The sequence below is a fragment of the Ligilactobacillus salitolerans genome, assembly GCF_003864415.1.
Classification (GTDB): domain Bacteria; phylum Bacillota; class Bacilli; order Lactobacillales; family Lactobacillaceae; genus Ligilactobacillus; species Ligilactobacillus salitolerans.
Genome location: NZ_BFFP01000023.1, coordinates 1 through 21,944, shown reverse-complemented (window position 1 = coordinate 21,944; position 21,944 = coordinate 1). Strand labels below are relative to the sequence as shown.

The 21,944-nt window shown below is 42.2% G+C and carries 21 protein-coding genes and 1 other annotated feature; of the genes, 3 read left to right on the top strand and 18 right to left on the bottom strand.

All coding sequences use genetic code 11. From position 1 onward, the window contains the following. Positions 1–29: 29 nt before the first annotated feature. Together aspS and hisS are read right to left on the bottom strand one after the other, a co-directional pair. The gene (gene aspS, locus LFYK43_RS07345) at positions 30–1,814 is read right to left on the bottom strand and encodes an aspartate--tRNA ligase (protein WP_124976936.1); all 1,785 of its coding nucleotides are present in this window, start codon (positions 1,812–1,814) and stop codon (positions 30–32) included. Beyond that, the gene (gene hisS / locus LFYK43_RS07340) at positions 1,815–3,122 is read right to left on the bottom strand and encodes a histidine--tRNA ligase (RefSeq protein ID WP_124976935.1); all 1,308 of its coding nucleotides are present in this window, start codon (positions 3,120–3,122) and stop codon (positions 1,815–1,817) included. It lies immediately after the preceding gene. Positions 3,123–3,598: 476 nt separating this feature from the next. Here hisS and LFYK43_RS07335 point away from each other — a divergent pair, with 476 nt between their 5' ends. Further along, positions 3,599–4,456: an N-acetylmuramoyl-L-alanine amidase gene (locus LFYK43_RS07335; RefSeq protein WP_124976933.1), complete on the top strand. Its 858-nt coding sequence runs from the start codon at positions 3,599–3,601 to the stop codon at positions 4,454–4,456. A gap of 33 nt (positions 4,457–4,489) precedes the next feature. On the opposite strand, the gene LFYK43_RS07330 is transcribed toward LFYK43_RS07335, so the two are convergent. The 6 genes from LFYK43_RS07330 to prmA all read right to left on the bottom strand — a co-directional run bounded on the left by LFYK43_RS07330 (position 4,490) and on the right by prmA (position 10,224). After that, the gene (locus tag LFYK43_RS07330; protein WP_124976931.1) at positions 4,490–5,137 is read right to left on the bottom strand and encodes an HAD-IA family hydrolase; all 648 of its coding nucleotides are present in this window, start codon (positions 5,135–5,137) and stop codon (positions 4,490–4,492) included. 8 nt (positions 5,138–5,145) lie between these two features. Then, entirely contained in the window at positions 5,146–5,592 is a 447-nt protein-coding gene (gene dtd, locus LFYK43_RS07325; RefSeq protein ID WP_124976929.1) for a D-aminoacyl-tRNA deacylase, read from the bottom strand. A 24-nt stretch (positions 5,593–5,616) separates the two neighbouring features. Further along, positions 5,617–7,851, bottom strand: coding sequence for a RelA/SpoT family protein (locus LFYK43_RS07320; protein WP_124976927.1), 2,235 nt, complete (start codon positions 7,849–7,851; stop codon positions 5,617–5,619). A gap of 171 nt (positions 7,852–8,022) precedes the next feature. After that, on the bottom strand, positions 8,023–8,349 hold the full coding sequence (locus LFYK43_RS07315) for a hypothetical protein (RefSeq protein ID WP_124976925.1): 327 nt from the start codon (positions 8,347–8,349) through the stop codon (positions 8,023–8,025). A gap of 209 nt (positions 8,350–8,558) precedes the next feature. After that, positions 8,559–9,323, bottom strand: a complete 765-nt coding sequence (locus LFYK43_RS07310; RefSeq protein ID WP_124976923.1) for a 16S rRNA (uracil(1498)-N(3))-methyltransferase — start codon at positions 9,321–9,323, stop codon at positions 8,559–8,561. 13 nt (positions 9,324–9,336) lie between these two features. Then, positions 9,337–10,224 (bottom strand): 50S ribosomal protein L11 methyltransferase, encoded by an 888-nt coding sequence (gene prmA / locus LFYK43_RS07305; RefSeq protein ID WP_124976921.1) that lies wholly within the window; start codon positions 10,222–10,224, stop codon positions 9,337–9,339. A 199-nt stretch (positions 10,225–10,423) separates the two neighbouring features. Here prmA and LFYK43_RS07300 point away from each other — a divergent pair, with 199 nt between their 5' ends. After that, positions 10,424–11,383 carry a nucleoside hydrolase gene (locus tag LFYK43_RS07300; RefSeq protein ID WP_124976919.1) on the top strand — a complete coding sequence of 320 codons (960 nt, stop codon included), beginning with the start codon at positions 10,424–10,426 and terminating at the stop codon, positions 11,381–11,383. A gap of 25 nt (positions 11,384–11,408) precedes the next feature. Next, positions 11,409–11,765, top strand: a complete 357-nt coding sequence (locus tag LFYK43_RS07295) for a hypothetical protein (protein WP_124976917.1) — start codon at positions 11,409–11,411, stop codon at positions 11,763–11,765. Between the two features lie 42 nt (positions 11,766–11,807). On the opposite strand, the gene LFYK43_RS07290 is transcribed toward LFYK43_RS07295, so the two are convergent. The 10 genes from LFYK43_RS07290 to LFYK43_RS07245 form a co-directional block, all read right to left on the bottom strand. Beyond that, complete coding sequence (locus LFYK43_RS07290; protein WP_124976916.1) at positions 11,808–12,563, bottom strand: NADPH-dependent oxidoreductase; 756 nt, start codon at positions 12,561–12,563, stop codon at positions 11,808–11,810. A gap of 71 nt (positions 12,564–12,634) precedes the next feature. Then, positions 12,635–13,108, bottom strand: a complete 474-nt coding sequence (gene greA / locus LFYK43_RS07285) for a transcription elongation factor GreA (RefSeq protein WP_124976914.1) — start codon at positions 13,106–13,108, stop codon at positions 12,635–12,637. Positions 13,109–13,363: 255 nt separating this feature from the next. Further along, positions 13,364–14,011 (bottom strand): uridine kinase, encoded by a 648-nt coding sequence (gene udk / locus LFYK43_RS07280; protein ID WP_124976912.1) that lies wholly within the window; start codon positions 14,009–14,011, stop codon positions 13,364–13,366. A 23-nt stretch (positions 14,012–14,034) separates the two neighbouring features. Further along, positions 14,035–15,138, bottom strand: coding sequence for an endolytic transglycosylase MltG (gene mltG / locus LFYK43_RS07275; RefSeq protein WP_124976911.1), 1,104 nt, complete (start codon positions 15,136–15,138; stop codon positions 14,035–14,037). Positions 15,139–15,347: 209 nt separating this feature from the next. Beyond that, entirely contained in the window at positions 15,348–17,762 is a 2,415-nt protein-coding gene (gene pheT, locus LFYK43_RS07270) for a phenylalanine--tRNA ligase subunit beta (RefSeq protein WP_124976909.1), read from the bottom strand. A gap of 9 nt (positions 17,763–17,771) precedes the next feature. Next, positions 17,772–18,818, bottom strand: coding sequence for a phenylalanine--tRNA ligase subunit alpha (pheS, locus tag LFYK43_RS07265; RefSeq protein WP_124976907.1), 1,047 nt, complete (start codon positions 18,816–18,818; stop codon positions 17,772–17,774). A gap of 112 nt (positions 18,819–18,930) precedes the next feature. Then, positions 18,931–19,151, bottom strand: a binding site (T-box leader). Between the two features lie 39 nt (positions 19,152–19,190). Next, positions 19,191–19,541: a winged helix-turn-helix transcriptional regulator gene (locus tag LFYK43_RS07260; RefSeq protein WP_124976905.1), complete on the bottom strand. Its 351-nt coding sequence runs from the start codon at positions 19,539–19,541 to the stop codon at positions 19,191–19,193. Positions 19,542–19,641: 100 nt separating this feature from the next. After that, positions 19,642–20,151: an HD domain-containing protein gene (locus LFYK43_RS07255; protein ID WP_124976903.1), complete on the bottom strand. Its 510-nt coding sequence runs from the start codon at positions 20,149–20,151 to the stop codon at positions 19,642–19,644. Between the two features lie 134 nt (positions 20,152–20,285). Beyond that, complete coding sequence (locus LFYK43_RS07250; RefSeq protein WP_124976901.1) at positions 20,286–21,059, bottom strand: TrmH family RNA methyltransferase; 774 nt, start codon at positions 21,057–21,059, stop codon at positions 20,286–20,288. A gap of 27 nt (positions 21,060–21,086) precedes the next feature. After that, on the bottom strand, positions 21,087–21,737 hold the full coding sequence (locus LFYK43_RS07245) for a hypothetical protein (protein WP_124976899.1): 651 nt from the start codon (positions 21,735–21,737) through the stop codon (positions 21,087–21,089). Between the last annotated feature and the right edge of the window lie 207 nt (positions 21,738–21,944).

Here is a 21,944-nt window from a genome sequence, read left to right as displayed (position 1 = left end):
TGCTCTAAAATTAAAGCAGACCTAACATATTAACTTTCTTGGTCGTTTCCTTGCTCTGGCAATTCTGGACGTAAGAATAATTCTGCCAATTGCTTGTCTGAGACAAAGCTCGGTGCATTAGTCAGAGGCTCGGAAGCCTTAGAATTTTTAGGATAGGCGATGACTTCTCGGATATTGTTCTTTCCAGCCAACAACATCGCAAAACGGTCCAAGCCAAGTGCTAATCCCCCATGAGGAGGGAAACCATAGTCCAAGGCATCCATAAACCAGCCGAATTGTGCTTCTGCTCGTTCCTTGGTGAAATCTAACGCTTTAAACATATCTTCTTGAATATCTCGCCGATGGATACGAATTGAACCGCCGCCAAGCTCATAACCGTTGAGCACGATGTCATAACTTTGAGCATGGCATTTGTGCGGATCAGTCTTCAACAGATCTAAATCTTCTTCATTAGGCATCGTAAATGGATGGTGGGCAGCAATATAGCGTTGGAAATCCTCGCTGTATTCGAACAATGGCCAATCCACGACCCAAATAAATGCAAATTGCGTTTCATCGATCATGTTCATTTCCTTGGCAACAGCCACACGGAGGTAACCTAAAGCATCAGCTACAACCTTAGCTTTGTCGGCTACAAATAAAATCAAGTCGCCTTCTTTGGCTTCAGCAGCTTCAGTGATCTGGGCGGCATTTTCCATGAAGAATTTAGCGATCGGACCTTGTAATCCATCACTTGTCACTTTGACCCAAGCCAGCCCCTTTGCTCCGAAGCGCTTGATATATTCTTGTTTAGCATCGATTTGTTTACGCGAATAAGCTCCTGCACCATTTGGCACAGCAATTGCTTTAACTTGACCGCCATTTTCCAGTACGGAGTCAAAAACTTTAAAACCGGCGTTAGCAACCGCAGCTGACATATCATGGAGTTCCATGCCGAAACGAATGTCAGGTTTGTCGCTTCCGAAACGTGCCATTGCTTCGTTCCAAGTGATCCGCGGGATCGGAGTCTGCAATTCATAATCGACAGCTTCTTTCATGACCGCTTTTAACAAGCCTTCGGTCATTTCCTGAATTTCTTCTGCCGTCATAAATGACATTTCTAAATCGATCTGTGTGAATTCCGGTTGGCGGTCGCCGCGCAGATCTTCATCTCTAAAACAACGCGCGATTTGATAATAGCGGTCAAAACCAGCCCCCATCAACAACTGCTTAAACAACTGCGGGGATTGTGGTAAAGCATAGAAATGGCCGGGATAGACACGAGAAGGAACCAAGTAGTCTCGGGCACCTTCAGGAGTAGATTTAGTTAGATAAGGTGTTTCAATATCCACAAATTGATTGTGGTCTAAATAACGATGAACCGCCTGGGTGATCCGATTTCGAATCAGCAGCCCACGTTGCATTTCTGGGCGGCGAAGATCTAAATAACGATATTTCAGCCGCAGGTCATCTGAAACATTGATATTGTCTTGAATATAAAATGGCGGTGTTTTAGCCTGATTCAACACATTGATCTCGTGGACCTCTACTTCAATTTTACCAGTCTTCATGTCTGGGTTGATCGCACCTTCTCCACGAGAAACGACCTTACCAGAAATTTCGATCACATATTCGCTGCGTAAAGTATCTGCCACTTTCAAAGCGTCTGCTGAAAATTCCTGACTAAAAACCAGTTGAACGATCCCCTCACGGTCACGCAGATCGATAAAAATCAGGTTGCCTAGATCACGTCGTTTTTGAACCCAGCCCTTTAAGACAACTTCTTGATTCAAATACGACTCATCAACAGAGCCCGCATAAGTTGTTCGTTTCATTTAATTTTTCTCTCCTTCACCTTGCAACAATGCCATTTTTACTTGGCTAAAGTCGCTTAAAACCTGTTCAAAAGAAACCGACACTTGCTGACCGCTGGACATGTCCTTTAAATTAACTTTACCTTGGGCTAATTCTTCCTCGCCTAGGGTCAAAGTGTACTGTGCATTGGCCTTATTGGCAGCCTTGAACTGTCCTTTTGGTTTTTTATCTAGGTAATCGCGGTCTGCACTAAATCCTTGTTTGCGCAGCCCTTCTACTAGCTGTAATGCTTTGGGGCTAGCTTGGCTGCCAATTCCAACCACATAAACATCCAAATTCTGATTTTCAACGAGGTTGATTTTTTCTGCATCTAGGATCAAAAGCAACCGCTCAATTCCTAAACCAAAGCCAACGCCGGAGGTTTCTGGACCGCCGAGTTGTTCAACCAGTCCATTGTAACGCCCGCCGGCACAAACGGTTGTCCATTTGCCGCCAAAGGCTTTTGAATCAGACATCACTTCAAAAATAGTGTGATTGTAGTAGTCTAAACCGCGAACCATATTAGAGTCGATCTCATAGCTGATGTTTAAAGCCTTTAGGTAGTCCTGAACCTCATCAAAGTGCTTTTGAGCAGCTGGAGTCAAGTAATCTAAAATTGACGGCGCATCTGCAACTATTGCTTGATCCTGGGAGTCTTTACTGTCCAAAACCCGCAGAGGATTTTTATGCAGCCGCTCCTTTGAATCTTGCGAGAGTTCGGCTTCATGCGGCTCCAAAAAGTCGATTAGTGCTTGCCGATAATTCTTTCTTGATTCATCATCGCCTAAGGTGTTTAAGCTTAATTTCAAACTATTCAACCCGACACTTTGCAACAAGCTCATCGCTAAAGCAATAACTTCAACGTCTAATGCTGGAGAATCAGACCCAAATGCTTCAACTCCGATTTGATGAAACTGACGCAGCCGACCTGATTGCGGACGTTCATACCTAAACATTGGCCCCATATAAAAAGTCTTAAACGGTTTCTGGATCTCTGGACCATATAACTTATTTTCTACATATGCCCGAACGATCCCCGCGGTTCCTTCAGGCCGTAACGTAATGTGACGATCACCTTTATCATAGAAATCATACATTTCTTTGGTGACAATATCTGAAGTTTCACCAGACGTCCGCGAAAAAACATCAAAACTTTCAAACATTGGTGTGCGCATTTCTTGATAACGGTATTTAGCAAAGACAGAGCGGGCTTTACTTTCAACCATTGCCCACTTTTGTGCTTCTTCAGGCAGAATATCAGCTGTGCCTTTTGGTCTTTGATATTTCATAGTGTTCCTCCTTCATGTCGGTCATTAACTTAAAGTTTAAAAAAGCCTCCAAATGAAATTTAGCTTTTCCTTTCAAAGGCAAATAAAAAGCGCCCAGCCAAGCTATTCTTGGTCAAGGGCGCAGATGCACGGTACCACCTTAATTTATAACTCAGCAATAACGCTGCTCAAGCGGTATGTTTCCATACACCTTAAAAGTGTCTTCATCTGGAGAACTTGACGGGGTTTCAGCTTTTCCCCCGCTCTCTGCACAAGTTCAATTAAATTACTAGTCTTTTTCAACGGCTTTTTTTTAGTATACAAACAATAAGCCCTAAAATCAAGCTGCTTGACGGATTTACTCGCAAAAAAACGGCACAATTGCGTGAATTAAAAAAATATTATCATTTTTTTAATTCAAAAGAGCCAAAAGTCTTGTATAATTATTTTGATACTAACAAAAATTTGATGTAACTAAGTGAACGGTGGCTGAATTAATGCACAGACAAAGACAACAGAATAGATTTCCAATAAATAAGGTTTTGTTAGTCGGAATAATCCTGCTCTTAGCCGGAATATTAGTTTATCGTACTAGCACCTATTTCAAACAACTCGAAGTTCAAACAACTCAAGCAGTCCTAAAAAACGGACCTGGGATCGAATACCAGCAACGAGCAGAGGTTCCACAAGGCACACGTCTGACCGTCATCAAAACTAAATACCATTGGCTGTATGTTAAAACCGGACAAAATAAATTTGGTTGGGTGGCTGACTGGATGATCTCGCCTAACTACAGCCAACCGATCAAGTCGTTAAAAAATGCTACGATCGTCTTAGATCCAGGCCATGGCGGCAATGATTCCGGCGCAGTCTCTACCCACAACACAAACGAAAAAACTTATACGCTGCGTTTTGCCAAAGAAGTAGCGAAAAAACTGCGTGAAAAAGGGGCTAAGGTCTATCTGACCCGTAGCAAAGACACCTACGTCAGCCTGGCTGCACGTCCAAGACTGGCTGAACAAGTTCATGCGGACGCGTTTATCAGTTTTCACTTTGACTCAGCTCCAGAAACGAACGTAGCATCTGGTTATACCACATATTATTATCATCAAAAAAGTTCGTTGAACTTAGCCAAAAAAATAAACAATTCTTTCGGCGCGTTAGCCTTGGATAATCGGGGTGTGGATTTTGGAGACTTCTTAGTTATCCGCGATAATACGCGTCCATCGATCTTGCTGGAAATGGGTTATATCAACTCTGAAAGAGATTTTGAACAGATCTCATCGCGCCTTTATAAAAACAAGGTTTCAACTCAAATCGTCTCTGGTTTGGAAAAATATTTTGCAAATAAATAAGGCTCGCACTTTGCAGTGCGGACCTTTATTTTTTTATGCTCGTGCCACGTATTTTTTTAATTCTAGTGATGAATTTAAGCTGATCTCAGCTTGAATTGCTTGGGAAACCAGCAGCTGATCCGGATCATAAAGAGCGCCAGCCATTCCAGCTCGATGAGCGGCTTCGATGTCTAAACTCCGATCACCCACCATAATTGCTGTTTGCGGCGAGATTTGATACTGAGCTAAGAGATAATTCAATGAATCCGGAGCAGGTTTACGTGCAAAATGGTCGTTGGCTGTGATCATCCCTGTGAAATACTGGCGCAAACCATCACGCTCAAGCAAGTCGATGGCACCTTGGTCGCGGTGTGTTAATAGAAAATTCTGACCGCCGCCAGCAGCTACAGCGGCTAAGACCGTTGTTGCGCCAGGAAAAGCCTGAGCTTGTTTCAAGCTCTTTTGTTCAAATTCATTGTAAGTTTGCCGCACTTCTTTAAGCTGAGCTGAGGAAAGTTTGAATTGTTCTTGCTGTTGTTTAAAAGCTTGTCCCAGCGAATTCAGCCGCATAGCTTCGTAAGCTTGCTTGCCATTGACCTCAAAACCCGCAGCTTGCCACGCCTTGGTATATGCTAAAGGCATTATTTGGTAGGTATCATACAAGGTTCCGTCGAAATCCCAAAAGAAATTCTTGTAACTCATTTTTTCTCCTAATTTTCTGCAGTATCATAGATGATCGTGACTGGACCGTCATTGACCAGGCTAACTTGCATATCGGCTCCAAAGATCCCGGTCTGGACTTCGATTCCACGCTCACGCAGCTCTTGATTGAACCTGTCATAATTTTCAGCAGCTTTTTGCGGTTCTTGTGCCCGAGAAAAACCGGGACGATTCCCCTTTTTCGTGTCAGCATATAACGTAAATTGCGAGATCGACAACACGCTGCCTTTGACTTGACTCAAACTCTGATTAAGTTTCCCTGCCTCATCGGCAAAAATACGGAGCTTTGAGATTTTGTTCGCGCAATAATTGATCTCTTCTTCCCCGTCGCCGTCAGTAAAGCCCACTAAAAGGACGAATCCATGGTGAATCTGACCATGGATCTTTCCTTGGATCTCAACTTGGGCTTGCTTGCTTCTTTGTACAACTACTCGCACTGATTTGCCATTCCCTTCATCAAATTAATGAATTGTTCGTTTAACAACATAAACATCTGCAACTCGTTTTAAGTTATCAATCACACGCTGCAACTCAACTTTGTCGCGTACACTGATCGTAATATTGATGATCGCCATCTTATTACTGTCAACTCGCCCGTTAACTGAGTTTAGGTTTTTGCTGGTGTTGTTGACCATCTGTAAAATGTCGTTGAGCAAGCCAGAGCGATTATACCCTTCGATTTCAAGTTCTGTATCATATAAAGTATGCTCTTCCGGCAAATTATTCCACGAGACATCGATCAGATGTGTCCCATTTTTTTCTTCATTTTTAATGTTCGGACAATCGATTCGATGGACGGATACTCCCCGACCTTTAGTAATATAGCCAACAATGTCATCGCCTGGGATCGGACTACAGCAATGGCTCAGTCTGATCAGCATATTATCGATCCCAGCAATTACAACAGTGTCATCCTTGCCGTTGCCTTTTTTAGATTTCGGAGCATTTTTATTCTCGCTGCTGATCTCTTTGTGCTCTTCCAACAAATCTTTTTCTTGTTGCTGCTGGCGTTCCTCTTCTTGCTTCTGACGAATATCTTCAACTAAAACGTTGACGATCCCGATGGGCTGCAGTTCGCCAAAACCAATCGAAGCATAAAGATCTTCAACTTCTTTAAAATGTTTTTTCTCGAGCACTCGATCGATATTTTTTTCGACTAAGACTTCATGAGGGTCAAAGCCTGCATTTAGTATGGCACTTTCCAAAATATTCTTACCAGAATCAACATTTTTTGTTCGATCCCGCTGCTTAAAGAAACGCCGGATCTTATTGCGTGCTTTATTGGTATGCACCAAGTCTAGCCAGTCTTGACTCGGCCCAGTCGAATTTTGAGAGGTCAGAATATCTACAATATCGCCGTTTTTGATTTGATAATTTAAGGGAACGATTTTACCATTGACCTTTGCACCAGTTGTATGGTTGCCAATTTCCGTGTGGATCGAATAAGCCATATCCAGTGGAACTGACCCTTTCGGCAATTCCAAAACATCGCCTTTAGGTGTAAAGACATAAACACGGTCAGAGAAAAGGTCTCCCTTGACACTCTCCATAAAATCATTAGCATTCTCAGATTCGTTTTGAAATTCGAGGATCTCCTTAAAGAAATTCAATTTCTCGCCGGTTTCGGACTTCGCGACAGCATCTTTTTTGCCCTCTTTATATGCCCAGTGGGCGGCGATCCCATATTCGGCGACCTGATGCATCTCTTCGGTCCGAATCTGCACTTCAAAGGGACGACCAGAAGGGCCAAGCACTGTCGTATGCAGAGATTGATACATATTTGCTTTAGGCATTGCGATGTAGTCTTTAAACCTGCCCGGCATCGGTTTCCAACGGGTGTGGATCGCACCTAAGATGGCATAACAATCCTTGATCGATTGAACTACGACTCGAATCGCTATCAAATCGTAAATTTGATCAAATTGTTTATGCTGATCACGCATCTTTCGATAAATTGAATAAATGTGTTTTGGACGTCCGTAAATTTCGCAGTCTAAATCAAGGTCTTCGATCGCCTTTTTGAGCTCTTTGATAACATCTTCAATATAATTTAAACGCTCTGTGCGTTTAGAATTCATCAAATGTACGATGCGATAATATTGCTGCGGATTCAAATAACGCAAAGATGTATCTTCTAGCTCCCATTTGATCGTACTGATCCCCAAGCGATCAGCTAACGGTGCATAAATTTCCAAGGTTTCGTTGGCGATCCGCCGTTGTTTGTCCGGCCGCAAGTGACTCAGCGTACGCATATTATGCAAACGGTCGGCCAACTTAACAATGATCACACGCAAATCTTGCGACATGGCTAGCAGAAGTTTGCGGTGATTTTCTGCTTGAGCCTCTTGGTGAGAGATATATTTGATTTTGCTTAACTTTGTCACACCATCAACAATGATCTCAACATCTTTACCAAAAAGTTCACCGACGTCTCCAAGCGTAACAGGCGTATCCTCAACTACATCATGCAAGAAACCAGCACAGACAGTAGCCGGATCCATCTTTAAGTCAGCTAAGATCCCAGCGACTTGGATCGGATGCACGATATAAGGCTCACCTGATTTACGGGCTTGACCCTTGTGGACATAAGACGCAAAGTCATATGACTTTTGTACTAAAGCTGCGTGCTCTTGATTCATATATTTTGAACACATCGTGAGTACATCTTGTGCACTCCAAATCGTTTCTTTTTCCATAATACGTTCACCCCTAATAACAACGCTGTCCCAACTAACATTTAATCAGCAAATTTCGTACTGTCTGCTTTTAGTCCGCCAAGCTTAAAAGTGTCAGCCTAGAAATCAGCAATTATTTTTTAAAAAGAAAAGCACGATTGTCTATGCGGATAAACAAACGTGCAGCTGCTCTTAATCTTTAGTAATTCCATATGAAAGATAGGTTAAGCACAGATAAACAGCCGTAAAATATACCGCATAGCTGTCAAAAAAGTACCGATAACCAATAAAAAATAAGAGTGGGAAAATTAAGAGCTGCAGCCAGGATAACTTCTTGGCACCTGCATACAGTCCCAATATAATAACGTAAATGACGTCTGCTCCTAATAAAATCAGACCCACTTTCATTACATCATTTAATTCCATTGTAGTTCCGATAATCGGAAAGATAAACGCAAATAATGCACCAAATGCTATGCACCAGAGCGTAGTCAGAGAAAAAAGTCCCTTAACTTTCATAAAAGACCCCGCTTTTCAAATTTTCTTAACTAGTATTCTACTCTAATTTTAATAATTTTGCACGCACTCATCTTCAGGCCGTCAAAAACCGGCAGCCCACTATTTTTAGCCTTTTTTGAATCGATCCAGACAGATAAATATAGTGAAAACTTAATGATTTTTGGTTAATTCACAATGGTATTTTCGCGCTAGCTAAATTGTTGGTGCTGTTACTCTAACTCTAGACTAAATGAAATTGCAGCCAATAAGTATAAAGGAGCAGTTTCTGCCCGCATGATGCGTGGACCCAATCCAACTTGTAAAACTTCTTGTTGTCCAAAGAGGTCACTTTCTTCAGGCGAAAAACCGCCTTCCGGACCAAAGAACCCAGCTATTTCTTGTTTCTTATCCGCTGTCATGTGTTTTTTAGCTTCCTGCAAAAGTTGGGCTAGTTTGCTTTTTTCTCCGGCTTTGGCGGATTCTTCATAGGCTGCCAGTCGGTAGGAAGCATTACTTGTTTGAGCAAGAGCTTGACTAAGGCTAGGGCAAAAATTGAGTTCAGGTATAATTTGCCGGTGTGCTTGTTCAGCAGCACCTCGTGCGATTTTTTGTAAGCGGCTCAATTTTTTCGGGGCTTTTTTTTCATCCCACCGCGCAACAGAGCGTTCGCTATTAAAGAAGATAAACTTGCTTGCTCCCATTTCAGTACCCTTTTGCACAATTTTTTCTGCTTTATCCGCCTTTGAAATACCGCATAAAATAGTTACGTTGAGCGGCAATTCAACGTTTTGCTTTAAGTCCTTGATGACTCTTGCTCTAGCTGCATTCGGGGTAACTTGCGTCAACTCAACAACTTTAACCTGCTGATCAGGTCCAACCACCTCAAATTTAGTATGCACTTTTGCCCGCATAACGGTCATGACGTGATGGTAGAGTTCTTCTGGCAGTTCAAATTCTTCTGTGTGAAGGTCATTATTAATAAAATAGCGTTGCATTGTTTTCCCGCCTTTAACTATTCTGCAGCTTAACAGCTACGATACCATACCAGTCCTTGATGTTCATTGTTTCCAGGACTTCAAAACCATGTTGGTGCAATGTTTCTTGAATAAGAGGCAGCTTATCGGCAATTATGCCTGATAAAATGAGCTTGCCGTCAGTTTTCAAGTGTTCAAAAGCTTGCGGGATCAATGGAACAATGATCTCAGCCAAAATATTGGCTGTGATCAGGTCATACTGGCCATTAACATCATTTAACAAATCATTTTTCTTCAAATTGATATCAGCAAAACAGTAATTTAAGGCGAAGTTCTCGCTAGCAGCCTTCAGCGACTCATCCTCAACATCGTATGCTTCGATATGACCAGCACCTAACAGCCGGGCAGCGATACTTAAAACCCCTGATCCAGTCCCAACATCGATCATACTTTCATGCTTCCCGCTTAAGACCGATTCCAAGCCATGCAAAGCGAGGATCGTTGTAGGATGAGTCCCAGTACCAAATGACTTGCCTGGATCGAGTTTGATCAGTGTCGTTTGAGCATCGAATGAGCCTTCATCTTCCCAACTAGGAGCAATAGCTAAATATCGACTGATCCTAGTCGTGTGATAATATTTCTTCCATTCATCAGCCCAGCTGCTGTCATCCAATTGCTCAGTTCCTACTTGAAAGTCCCCAGGATCTAAGCCAAATTCAGCTAAGTTGGCAATTTGCTCTTTAATTCTGGCTACGAGCGGGATCAAATCAAAATCTTCAGCAAAGTATGTGTCCAAGCTCACCATCTCTTGGGTGGGCTCATCTTCGATCTGCAAACCTTCGGCACCATTTTCTATTAAGATATTACTAACTGCTTCCTGTGTTTCAACAGTACATCTGACAGATAATTTATTCCATTTCACAATTACTTTCACCCTATCTTATTTTCGTTCACAAATTACTTTAACTTTAATTTTAACCTACCTTCCACCCAAATGACAATTTAGGCTTACTTTTTAGTTGAGTGGGACCCGCCCATTGTAATAAAAAGAATTACAAGTTGCCTTTTTTTTGCTAAAATTTATTTATAGGTACTTAAAGATTAAGATAGGAGTGGATTAAATGGCAAAATATAAAATGATCCTTGATCTTGACACCGGCATTGATGACGCTTTGGCAATTGCATACGCACTTGCCGCTCCCGAAGTTGACTTGATTGGGGTCATGGGTTCATATGGCAATGTTTTGACCCCAGTTGGAGCACAAAATAGTTTGGACCTTTTAGAATTGTTGGGACACCCGGAGGTGCCTGTTTTTTTAGGAGCACAACACTCCTCTACCACTGACCATTTTGAAGTCATGCCGGTCAGTGCACAGATCCATGGTGTCAATGGTGTGGGTGAAGTTGAACTTGAACCTGCACAACGCAAGACTGAAGATCAATCAGCAGTTGACTTTTTAATTGAGGCAGCACATAAATATCAGCATGATCTCCTCCTAGTTCCAACCGGACCTTTGACTAATTTAGCAGCTGCTTTGGATCAGGATCCAGAAATTGCTAACCTGATTGGCCATGTGACTTTAATGGGCGGCGCTTTGACTGTGCCGGGAAATGTGACCCCCGTTACAGAAGCCAATATCAATCAAGATCCGGTTGCCGCGGATAAAGTTTTCCGCAGTTCTTTACCGTTAACGATGGTTGGTCTAGATGTCACGACGAGGGCACTTTTAACGACTGCAGAAACGCAGCAATGGCGTGAACTAGGCACAACGGCAGGTTCCAAGTACGCTGACATAGTTGACTACTATATTGATGCCTATAATGTTACCAGCCCGCATTTAGGCGGTTGTGCTCTTCATGATCCTTTGGCTGTTGCCGTAGCGTTAGAGCCCGACCTGGTCTCAACAATTTTCTTGAATATGAAGGTTGACACTCAAGCTCCATTTGCAGGAAGAACTATTGGCAACGAAGCCAAGATCAATGATCCTGCGACACATACTGAAGTAGCGGTCAACGTTGATCAGACAAGATTTCTCGCGGAATTTATGGACAAACTGACCAAACTTTTCCAGGCAAACTAACAACCTCAAAAAAGCTGGTGACTAAATGAATTGGAAATATATTGGGATTTTTTTGTTTGTCTTGTGGCTGCTGCTGACGACTACCAAATTTTCAAATCTCAGTAATCAGAGTTATTTTTCTTATAAACGCGCCTATTTCGGCAGATTAGAATGGTACAAAAACTTCCGCAATTGGCTGCTGATTGCTGCCTTATTGCTAATTGAAATTTTTGCGCCTTTAAAAACTATTTTCCTCATGTTTTTTCTGGCTGCCTTGCTTTTTATGTGCTTGTGCTTCCGCAACCTCAAACACCGAGTTGGGCTCCCGTCAGTTTCACTCTGGCTCTTCCTAGGCAACATGATCCTAGTTGCTCTCTCCGGCACTGTGATTTTTGCCTTATGATACTAAAAAATCGCCTGCAAAGCATTTTCGCAGACGGTTTTTTTAGTATAAACAAAGACCTTGCTGATGCAGCGTTACTAGCAATTCATCACGTTTGGTTTGTTTATGGTTTAATTTATTGGAATTTACTTGATCAGTAAAACTGTCGATACGTCGATTGGTATCGCGCAAGTCATAATAAGTCTGCACGATCGCATCATAATCAGCAAATTGCTGCAGTTGATAATCCGCTTGATACTCATTTTCAAAAGAGCGTAGCTTCAAAGGCAGCCGTGGTTTCAATTCTGGTTGCTGATCGGGGATGCCAATCTGTAAGCCTAAAATTGGAAAAGTCAATTGCGGCAACTTCAGAGTCTGAACCATTTTTGCTGAATCATTAGCGATACTGCCTAAAAAGACAGAGCCTAATCCGATGCTTTCCGCCGCGTTAGCAACATTTTGGGCGGCTAAAACAGTATCATCATACGCTTGAAAAAAGACATCCGTGTTGTGCAAACGTCCATCATCATTGCCCATTTGCTGTCTAAGTTGCTGATTTCTGTACAAATCAGCGACAAAAATGAATAAGTCACCGTTGCCGCCAACATAATCTTGGCGGCAGATCTGTCGAATAACAGCCCTTTTTTCTTGATCGGTAATATGAATGATAGACGATTGCTGCAGAAAAGATGAAGTTGCTGTCTGACGCGCAACTTCCAGCAACAAATGCAGTTGTGCATCCGACAAGGGCTGGTCTTTAAAAGCCCTGATCGTTCTTCTGTTCAACAATAAACTTTCAACTTGATTTGTTCCAGTCATCGCTGCATCCTCTCCCAATGCCAAATAACAAATTACACTATTTTCCGCCTAGCAAGTTTGCTTAATACAAACTAATGCACGTCAGTGATTTTAACTGTCATTGCACCTGCTGGAGTACTGATCTCGACTTGATCGCCAAGCTTATGTCCGATCAATCCCTTAGCAATTGGAGATTCGTTGGAAATTTTTCCTTCAAATGGATCTGCTTCAGCAGCCCCAACGATCTGGTAAGTTTCAGGTTCATCGTCATCTTCTTGGAAAGTTACAAATTTTCCAACAGCAACTTCATTTTTGTCAATTGCTTCATTGTCGATGATCTCAGCATAGTTCAGCATGTGATCAATTTCCTTGATCCGGCCTTCAACAAAGGATTGTTCATCCTTAGCTGCTTCATATTCGGAATTTTCTGATAAATCCCCGAATGAACGTGCGATCTTAATACGATCGATAACTTCTGCTCTTTTTTTAGTTTTTAATTCCTCTAATTCTGCTTCTAGCTTTGTTTTTCCTTCCAAAGTCATAGGAAATGTTTTTTCTTCAGCCATTTAAAAATCCCTTCAATTCAATTTAATAATGCTATCCATCTATTTGATCGGACACATGAAAGTATTATATCATGTGTGCCAGAACGCTTTCAAATTAAGCTTTAATAGATAACAAGTTTATATGCTAATGCAATTTAGGCGAATTTGCAAGTTTTCTTTAATTAGAATGCACCCCAAATTCTGTAAAGCAAAAACACAAACATATAGATTAGAGAACTACAGCTTGTGTTTTGTTAACAATTAATAAAAATCTATTTAATTTTCTACTGCTCGGATAATATCGCGGATCTTGGTCACGAGCAGATCGATCGCAACCTTGTTTTCGCCGCCTTCTGGAACGATCACATCGGCGTAACGTTTAGTTGGTTCAATAAACTGGTGGTACATCGGCTTGACCGTCTGCAAATACTGATCGATCACAGACTGCAAAGAACGGCCGCGTTCTGTCATGTCGCGCTGTATCCGGCGAATGATCCGAATATCATCATCAGTGTCAACAAAAACCTTAATATCCAAGAGATCTCGTAAACGCGGGTCGCTCAAGACGAAGATCCCTTCCAATATAATAACTTCTTTAGGTTTTACATGTTCAGTTCGATCGCTTCGTGTAAAAACAGTGTAATCATAAACTGGTTTATCGATCGGCTGCCAATTTGAGAGTTCCGATAATTGAGAGATCAAAAGCTCTGTATCAAATGCATCTGGATGGTCATAGTTAACTGCCGCTCGTTGTTCCATCGACATATCACTTTGATCACGGTAATATGAATCTTGTTCCAGCATTAGGATCGAGTGCCCGTGCAGTTGATCAAAAATAGCATGGGAAACAGAGGTTTTTCCACTGCCTGATCCTCCTGTAACGCCAATAATTATCGGTTTTTTCTTGTGACTTCCTTCAGTCATTGATCGCAGATCTCCCATTCTAATTAGTTTTTCTTGTTTTTGGCTTCTATCTTAGCGATAGTTTGCTGGTGTTGTGCGTAAGTCTCTGAAAAATAAACTTTACCAGTTTTGGTATCAGCATAAAAATAAATATATTCTTTGTTTTTATCCTGCGGTTCCAATACTGCTTTGACGGAGGCAACGCTTGGATTATTAAATGGTCCAGGACCTACACCTTGATTTTTGTACAAGTTATAGGGAGAATCAACTTCCAAATCTTTATAGGTCACAACTTCTTTATGTTTGTTTAAAGCATAGAGCACGGAGATATCAGATTGTAATCTCATTTTTTGGTCCAAGCGGTTCTCAAAGACCCCTGCGATCTTGGCACGGTCAGCCGCATTTTCTCCTTCGCGTTCAACCAGGGACGCTAATGTTAAGACCCACTGCACGTTCTTCTTTTGTTTTTTGATCTCTGCATAGTACGGCTTAAGTTCCTGGTTACTTTTAGCCACCATTTCTTCAATCAACTGTTTCAAGGTAGTTTTCTTAGTTACTGAATATGTTGCAGGATAGAGATAACCTTCCAAGCGGTAACGGACTTTTTTGGCAGAAACTGCAGAGGTCAGCAGATCTGGGTACTTGGCACGCAATTCATTGATAAATTTATCATCATTCAGCAATTTTAAAAAGTCAGCCTTCTTAAAGCGCGTATTTTTTTCGATTGCTTGTCCGATAGTCTCGGCTGTTACACCTTCTCTGATCAAAACTCGACCGGAATTCAGTGGTTCGCTTGCCCCTCCTTTCTGCAAGTGTTGAGCAATTTGATTGAGCGTCATCGATGGCTCTAATGCATAATAGCCAGCCTTAAAGTTCGCAATTTTCTTAGATTTTACGTAGTAATCAAAAACAAAACCGCTCTTGACCACGTTTTTTTCTTCCAAAATCGAACCGATCTGTTTGCTGGTACTGCCAACGGGGATCTTGATCTCGATCCGTTTGTTAGAATTCGGTGCTAACGGCTTTAACCCTGATTTAAAGTAACTGTAGCCCACCACTGCAACGATCACTAGCAGTACAATGATGATTGCGACGACTGAACCGATCACTCGCGTCGCTAGTTTATTTTTTTTACCTTTTGCGTCCAACGTTTACCCTCCTAGAAAAACTCTCCCAACAAGTATACCAGAGCACTGTTAAAATGTATAGACTCCCTCTTGGGCTCTAGTCTGATTCCAAAAATGCTCAAAACTCATCATAAAATAAAACAGCAGTTCAAGTATTGAGTTGAACTGCAGCTTTTCTGATTCAGGCTATAACCTGAATTTATTTATATATATTGGATCTTGCTGTTGATCTAACGAACAGTAACGTCTAGCTCTTCTTGCAGCTTAGTAACGACCTTTTGGAATTCAGCAGTCACTTCTTCATCTTTTAAAGTGGCTTCGTTATCACGGTAAACCAAACTGTATGCTAGCGATTTATAACCTTTAGCGATTTTTTCTCCTTGATAATAGTCAAATAAATGAACCTCTGCCAAGTGCTGGCCGCTATTTTTCCAAATAGAATTTAAAATCTGCTGATTGGTGGTCTTGTCTGATACTGCCAAGGCAATATCACGAGTGATCTCTGGATAACGGGAGATCTCATGGTAGACAAGCTCTGCTTTCGGTGCTTTGATCACCTGCTCAAGGTCTAGCTCAAAGACATAGGTCCGGTTGAGTTTATATTCTTTAGCGAGTGTTGGATGGATCTCACCCATGAAACCTAAAAGTTGATCGTTCAAGTAAATGTCTGCTGTTCTGCCAGGATGCATTTCTGGGTGACCTGTAGTCGCCTCGAATCTCAGACCAGTTTTGATCCCCAAAGATGAGAGCAAGAAGGTCACAACACCTTTGGTCAAGTAAAAGTCGACTAGCTGCTTTTCTGCATTCCAAGCTGCACTGTGGAATAATCCTGTTAAGGCACCGGCAACATGCTCAACTTCACGCGGACGTGGGCTGTCTGTCTCTCGGAAAAAGACGCGGCCCTGTTCATATAATGCTGCATCGGCTACTTTGCGCGCCTTGTTATAAGCCAAGTCGTCCAGTAGACCACTGATCAGATTCATCCGCAAAGTTGTGTGGTCACTACTCATAGGAAAATCCAGTTGAGTTGTCTGTGCGTCTTCCAATACAAAACGTTTTGCCTTTTGCTCGGTAGTCAGGCCATAAGAAATTGCCTGGTCCAAACCGGCACTTTCTAATAAACGGCGTGTATTCTTCAGTAATTTTTGCTCTGGGGTATATTTGCCCGGGGTCGCCTGCCCAGCCGGAAGTGTCATTGGCAGCTTGTCATAACCATAAAGACGTGCAACTTCTTCAACCAAATCAGCATCGATTGAAATATCCCAGCGCCTCTTAGGAACCTCAACAATAAACTCTCCTTGACTTTCTTCAGTTGGAAAACCTAAGCGGTCAAAAAGTGCCTTAACCTCAGCCGCAGTTAATGTTGTCCCTAAAATATGGTTGATCCGTTGCAGTGTTACTTCAACTTTTTTGGCAGAGCAATCAGCATGTTCTGCACCAGCAACCCCACCGACAACCTGACCATGACCTAACTGTGCAATCAATTCGGCTGCAGCGTCTAAGGCTTCTCTTACAGTCGTCACATTAATGCCGCGTTCAAAGCGAACGGAAGCTTCTGAATGCAATTTTTCTCTGCGTGCAGTTTTTCGGATCCGCCGGCCTTCAAATATGGCTGATTCTAAGGCGACTGTGTGGGAATTAGAATCAATTTCAGTCTTCTCTCCACCCATTGTTCCTGCCAATGCTACAGGTTCAGATCCATTAGTAACAACAATATCATCTGCAGATAATTCCCTTTCTTCGCCATCCAAGGTTGTGATCTTCTCCCCCGGTTGTGCTAAACGGACAACGATCTGTTTGGAATTTAACTTATCGTAATCAAATGAGTGCAGCGGTTGACCATAATCCAGTAAAATGTAGTTCGTAACGTCCACTACATTATTGATCGGACGAACACCCGCATTCCAGAGACGTTTTTGTAACCATAAAGGACTATCGGCAATCGTCACGTCTTTAATGATCCGCATTAAATAGCTGGGAGCCAATTCTTGCGGTGCTTTGGCTTCGACATACTCAGTGATCTCATCGCTGTCAACTGTTTTAAGCTGCGGTTTAGGTAAATTAACTTGACGGTCGTATAAAGCAGCAATTTCATACGCCACACCGCGCATGCTGAGCAAATCAGCACGATTAGGAGTAATATCGACCCCGATAATGTCTTCGTCCATTCCCAAGTATGGGAAAATTGAGTCGCCCGGTACTGCATCCGCTGGTAAAACATAGATCCCATCGGCGTAATTCTTAGGAACGACATTCTCTGCAAAACCGATCTCTTGTAATGAACAGATCATCCCCATTGAAACCTGGCCGCGCATTTTTGATTTTTTGATCTTATTATGACCTGCGATCCATGAATTAGGCAACGCCACGATCACATTTTGACCCTCAGCAACGTTTGGTGCCCCACACACGATCTGATAGTCTTCTTCTGCACCGACATCAACTTGACAGATCTTTAAATGATCAGAATCAGGATGAGGAATCAAACTGTTGATATGACCAACAACGATCTTCTTTTGCCCGTCTTCCAGACGAGATAATTCATCAATTTCTACGGTACTTAATTCAATTTTATTCGCTAAGGCAGCAGCGTCAATGTCAGCTACCGGAACGTATTCATTTAGCCATTTTTTTGAAACTTTCATGCAAGTAACCTAACCTTTCTGAGAAAACTGTTCAAGGAAGCGAACGTCGTTCAAATAGAAGTCGCGAATATCGTTGACCCCATATTTCAGCATTGCAAAGCGATCGGGTCCTAAACCAAAGGCAAAACCGCCATATACTTCTGAATCGATCCCGGCCATATTTAAAACGTTAGGATGGACCATACCAGCACCAAGTGTTTCGATCCAGCCGGTATACTTGCAGACTGCACAGCCTTTACCACCGCACTTAAAACACGAAACGTCAACTTCTGCTGAAGGTTCTGTAAACGGGAAGTAGCTAGGACGCATTCGAATTTCACGTTCTTCGCCAAATAACGTTTTAGCGACTAGTTGCAATGTTCCCTTTAAATCAGCCATTGTGATGTGTTTATCAACAACTAAGCCTTCGATCTGATGAAATTGATGGGAGTGAGTTGCGTCATCTGTATCACGCCGATAAACTTTTCCGGGTGAGATCATTTTCAACGGTCCCTGAGAGAAATCGTGTTTTTCCATGGTTCGTGCTTGTACTGGCGAAGTCTGAGTCCGCATCAAGATCGAGTCTGTAATATAAAAAGTATCTTGCATATCTCGGGCAGGATGATCCTTAGGGAGATTTAACATTTCAAAATTATAATGTTCTTCTTCAACTTCTGGACCAGCAATAACCTGAAAACCCAGTCCTAAAAACAATTCTTCGATCTGATCGATCACTTGCTCTAAAACATGCGGCTGCCCTTGTTTAACTTGAACTCCGGGTAAGGTCACATCGATTTTTTCTTTGGCAAGTTTAGCAGCAGTGCGCTCTGCTTCCAATTCGCTGCGTCGTTCTTCCAATGCAGTTCCGATCTCATCACGAACCTTATTGGCAAAACTCCCCACCTTAGGACGTTCCTCCGCTGGGAGGTCACGCATTCCGCGTAAAACCTCCGTCAACGGACCTTTTTTACCAAGCACATGGACACGGATCTCATTAACTTTTTTTGCATCAACAGCATCTTTGATCTGTGCTAGACTTTCTTTTTGAAGCTGTTCAAGCCTGTCTTTTAGATTCATAGTTTTCCCTTCCTAATTATGCTATTTTATTTGTTTCAAATTACTTGCACGGGTCACTTTTGGCTGTGACTTGCACCTATTTTTGCGAAAAAAGAAAAAAGCCCCGTCCCTAAAAAGGGACGAGGCTTCGCGGTACCACCCTTGTTTCAACAATTGTATTGCTGACACTTGGATCTTGATAACGATCAGGATCGACCGTAACGTTTTTCACCTAATGGCTCCCAACATTAACTCAGGAAGTGAACTTCAGCTCTTTACCGCACAAAACGTTCTCAATTTTCCGTTTCTCTCTGTGTGGGCTAATAGCTTACTTTTTTCCGTCTTCGCTTAAATATTACTCTTAGTTTACCTTCATTAAAATTGTTAGTCAAGTTAGTTTGTACAATCGGCGAGAGTGTACCATTTTTCTGCCCACGTGTGAACCTGTTTCATGATCCCGATCAGGTCTTCGCCCTGCTCAGTCAACTGGTAGACATCGCGGCAACTGTCAGCCAACGGTGTTTTAGTGATCAGTTCTTCGTTTTCAAGCTCTTTAAGTCTTTCAACTAAGACGCGATCACTGCACTTATCGACCTTATTAGCAATATCTTTGAAACGCTGTGGTCCGTCAGTCAATAAGACATCAATGATCAGGCCATTCCACTTCTTGCCTAGGATCCCAAATGTCTTTTCGAAACGAGGACACAATGCATATTCGTTTTTCTGTTCAACTTCAACTGCCATTACTCTTCACCTCCAGAAAAATATTTCACTTAAGAGTATATAAAAAGCCCGGTACCAAATGTATACGAGCCTTATATTCATCTCTATTTTTATTTTACACTTATTTACTTACTTTTGCAAAGTTTAATCGCTGTTTAAAAATAGTTGTGATCTTATCCAGTAAATGCCCAGTATATTCTGTGCTGGCTGAATATTTATCAACGGTAGTGACGATCCAGCCTTCCAGATATTTAGGCGGTTGGACGGTAGCACCCCACATATGCTTAATAATAATGTCTTTTTCCAAAGGGGTCAGCGTCGTAATTTTTTCCGCATTCCTGACTGCGATCCTTGGATGGATCCAAGCATGGGTCCCTCGGTCAAATTTAGTTGTACGCCAGTCATAATAAAATAAATCATGCAGCAAGCCTGCACGTGCGGTTGCCTTTGCATTCAAATGCATTTTCTTAGCAATCAGGTAACTAGTGTATGAAACACTAATACAGTGGTCCAAACGGGTAGTAGCATGATGTTGTTCATACTGAGCCAGTTTTTGTACTGCCGGCTCTTGGAGTAACTCGCCTACATAGCTTAAATATTCAAGATCTTGCTCCCATGTGCCTTTAGTCATATTGGTCGGCTTACCTCGCTTTAAATTTAGTCATTATTTTTTCTTCACCGCATCATCATAGACCGCCAGCCTGAAAGATGCAATCAATTGTTTCTAAAACAAACAATGTTTAACATTTCTTAAGATAACCGGCATTAAGCCTTTAATGCGAACATCATGATCCCTGCAGCAACAGCCACATTCAATGATTCAGCTTTGCCTTTTAGCGGAATATAGAGGTTCAGCGATGTTTGCTGCAGCATTTTCGAGCTTAGTCCATTCCCCTCATTTCCCATGACTAAGGCAAAGTTTTCATGGCGGCCAACCTTATCATAACTGCGTGCTTTTTCATTTAACTCGCTGCCAAACACCGGGTAGCTATTGGCTTGAAAAGCTGCGGTCCACTCGCTTAGATCACCTTGTGAAATTTGAATATGAAATTGACTACCCTGCATTGAACGTACTAATTTAGGCTGGTAGAAATCAACTGACCCATGACTTAAAACAACCCCGGCAAAACCAGCTGCATCCGCCGTTCTGACCATCGTTCCTACGTTACCTGGATCTTGGACGGTATCCAAAAACAACCAAGCCCCAGTTGCCTGATCTGGACGCAAACTAGCATTTTCATCAATAATTACAGTCGCAAAAATCCCCTGCGGACTTGGAGTCGCGCTTAACTTCTGGGCGACCTCTTCCGAAATTTCAAATAATGCCGCTTCTTGAGGCAGATCTGCTTGCAGATCTATCTGAGCAAAAGCAGTACTTGTGACCATGATCTCGCTGATCTTTTCGCCAGCAGTTAATGCCTCACGGACTAAGTGCCAGCCTTCAAGCAGATACTTGCCCTGCTGGTTGCGCCCTTTTCTGGTTTGAAGTTTTTTCCAGTTTTTAACAGTCGTGTTTCCGGTTGATTGGATTACTTTCATAATAACTTCCTATTCTCTATATTTAAGTCAAGCTAATTTCTTTGTGATCCGCAAAACTGAATATTGCTTGCCATGAAGATCTTTTTGGACTCCACCGATCACTTTGACTTGATAAACAGCAGCAATTTTACGAATCAGCTTTGTATCTGTCGCCACGTCTTCTTGTGTTAATAAAATTACCGTTACAGTGTTATTTTCCTCAGTATAAAATGACCGGTAAAGGCCGGTAGAAATCTGATTCAAAGCTAAATCACTATTAAAGAAATGCATGCTCAGTCTTGCTGTTGCCTGGATACAGTCACGTGCGACTTTAAAAGCTTCGTCACTATTTTCAAAAACGATCCCTGGATTCTGCAACATCAATGATAGACCGTGTTCTGAGAAAGGAGCACAATCAAGAAAACGAGCGACCCTCTCTGAACCCTCTTCCGCCGAATACAGCAGCAGGTACAAGTAGTTCACTTCGATCTTAGTACCGCGCATATTGAGCAATGGTTCGATCTCGTTTAATAAGTCTAAGTTTCCAGTCTGTTTAAGCTGCCGATATGAAAAAAGCCGCAGTCGTAACGTATGGTCTTGTAGTTTATCTTGGACCATACGAGTTAAATATTTTTCAATGTTTTGAATCATGTACATTTCGTAGACTACATTTCCAGCAGCCTGGTACCTAATATCCACAGAGGCCCCCCCCTTTCTTTTCCCTAATTTAATTATACAACGGATATGTGCACTTCGTACACCTGTCGCATCCTAGTTGCTTTGGAAAAAATCGGGTAGGAGATAGTTCACACTATCGACCTCCCACACCACCGTACGTACGGAACCGTATACGGCGGTTCAACAACTTAAGCTTTTGCTTGAATTGACTGATACCACTGGGACATG

Bases quoted from the DNA above. Each gene is read 5' to 3' on its own strand.
- aspS (WP_124976936.1), bottom strand. From the start codon at position 1,814: ATGAAACGAACAACTTATGCGGGCTCTGTTGATGAGTCGTATTTGAAT.
- hisS (WP_124976935.1), bottom strand. From the start codon at position 3,122: ATGAAATATCAAAGACCAAAAGGCACAGCTGATATTCTGCCTGAAGAA.
- LFYK43_RS07335 (WP_124976933.1), top strand. From the start codon at position 3,599: ATGCACAGACAAAGACAACAGAATAGATTTCCAATAAATAAGGTTTTG.
- LFYK43_RS07330 (WP_124976931.1), bottom strand. From the start codon at position 5,137: ATGAGTTACAAGAATTTCTTTTGGGATTTCGACGGAACCTTGTATGAT.
- LFYK43_RS07320 (WP_124976927.1), bottom strand. From the start codon at position 7,851: ATGGAAAAAGAAACGATTTGGAGTGCACAAGATGTACTCACGATGTGT.
- LFYK43_RS07315 (WP_124976925.1), bottom strand. From the start codon at position 8,349: ATGAAAGTTAAGGGACTTTTTTCTCTGACTACGCTCTGGTGCATAGCA.
- LFYK43_RS07310 (WP_124976923.1), bottom strand. From the start codon at position 9,323: ATGCAACGCTATTTTATTAATAATGACCTTCACACAGAAGAATTTGAA.
- LFYK43_RS07300 (WP_124976919.1), top strand. From the start codon at position 10,424: ATGGCAAAATATAAAATGATCCTTGATCTTGACACCGGCATTGATGAC.
- LFYK43_RS07295 (WP_124976917.1), top strand. From the start codon at position 11,409: ATGAATTGGAAATATATTGGGATTTTTTTGTTTGTCTTGTGGCTGCTG.
- LFYK43_RS07290 (WP_124976916.1), bottom strand. From the start codon at position 12,563: ATGACTGGAACAAATCAAGTTGAAAGTTTATTGTTGAACAGAAGAACG.
- greA (WP_124976914.1), bottom strand. From the start codon at position 13,108: ATGGCTGAAGAAAAAACATTTCCTATGACTTTGGAAGGAAAAACAAAG.
- udk (WP_124976912.1), bottom strand. From the start codon at position 14,011: ATGACTGAAGGAAGTCACAAGAAAAAACCGATAATTATTGGCGTTACA.
- pheT (WP_124976909.1), bottom strand. From the start codon at position 17,762: ATGAAAGTTTCAAAAAAATGGCTAAATGAATACGTTCCGGTAGCTGAC.
- pheS (WP_124976907.1), bottom strand. From the start codon at position 18,818: ATGAATCTAAAAGACAGGCTTGAACAGCTTCAAAAAGAAAGTCTAGCA.
- LFYK43_RS07260 (WP_124976905.1), bottom strand. From the start codon at position 19,541: ATGGCAGTTGAAGTTGAACAGAAAAACGAATATGCATTGTGTCCTCGT.
- LFYK43_RS07255 (WP_124976903.1), bottom strand. From the start codon at position 20,151: ATGACTAAAGGCACATGGGAGCAAGATCTTGAATATTTAAGCTATGTA.
- LFYK43_RS07250 (WP_124976901.1), bottom strand. From the start codon at position 21,059: ATGAAAGTAATCCAATCAACCGGAAACACGACTGTTAAAAACTGGAAA.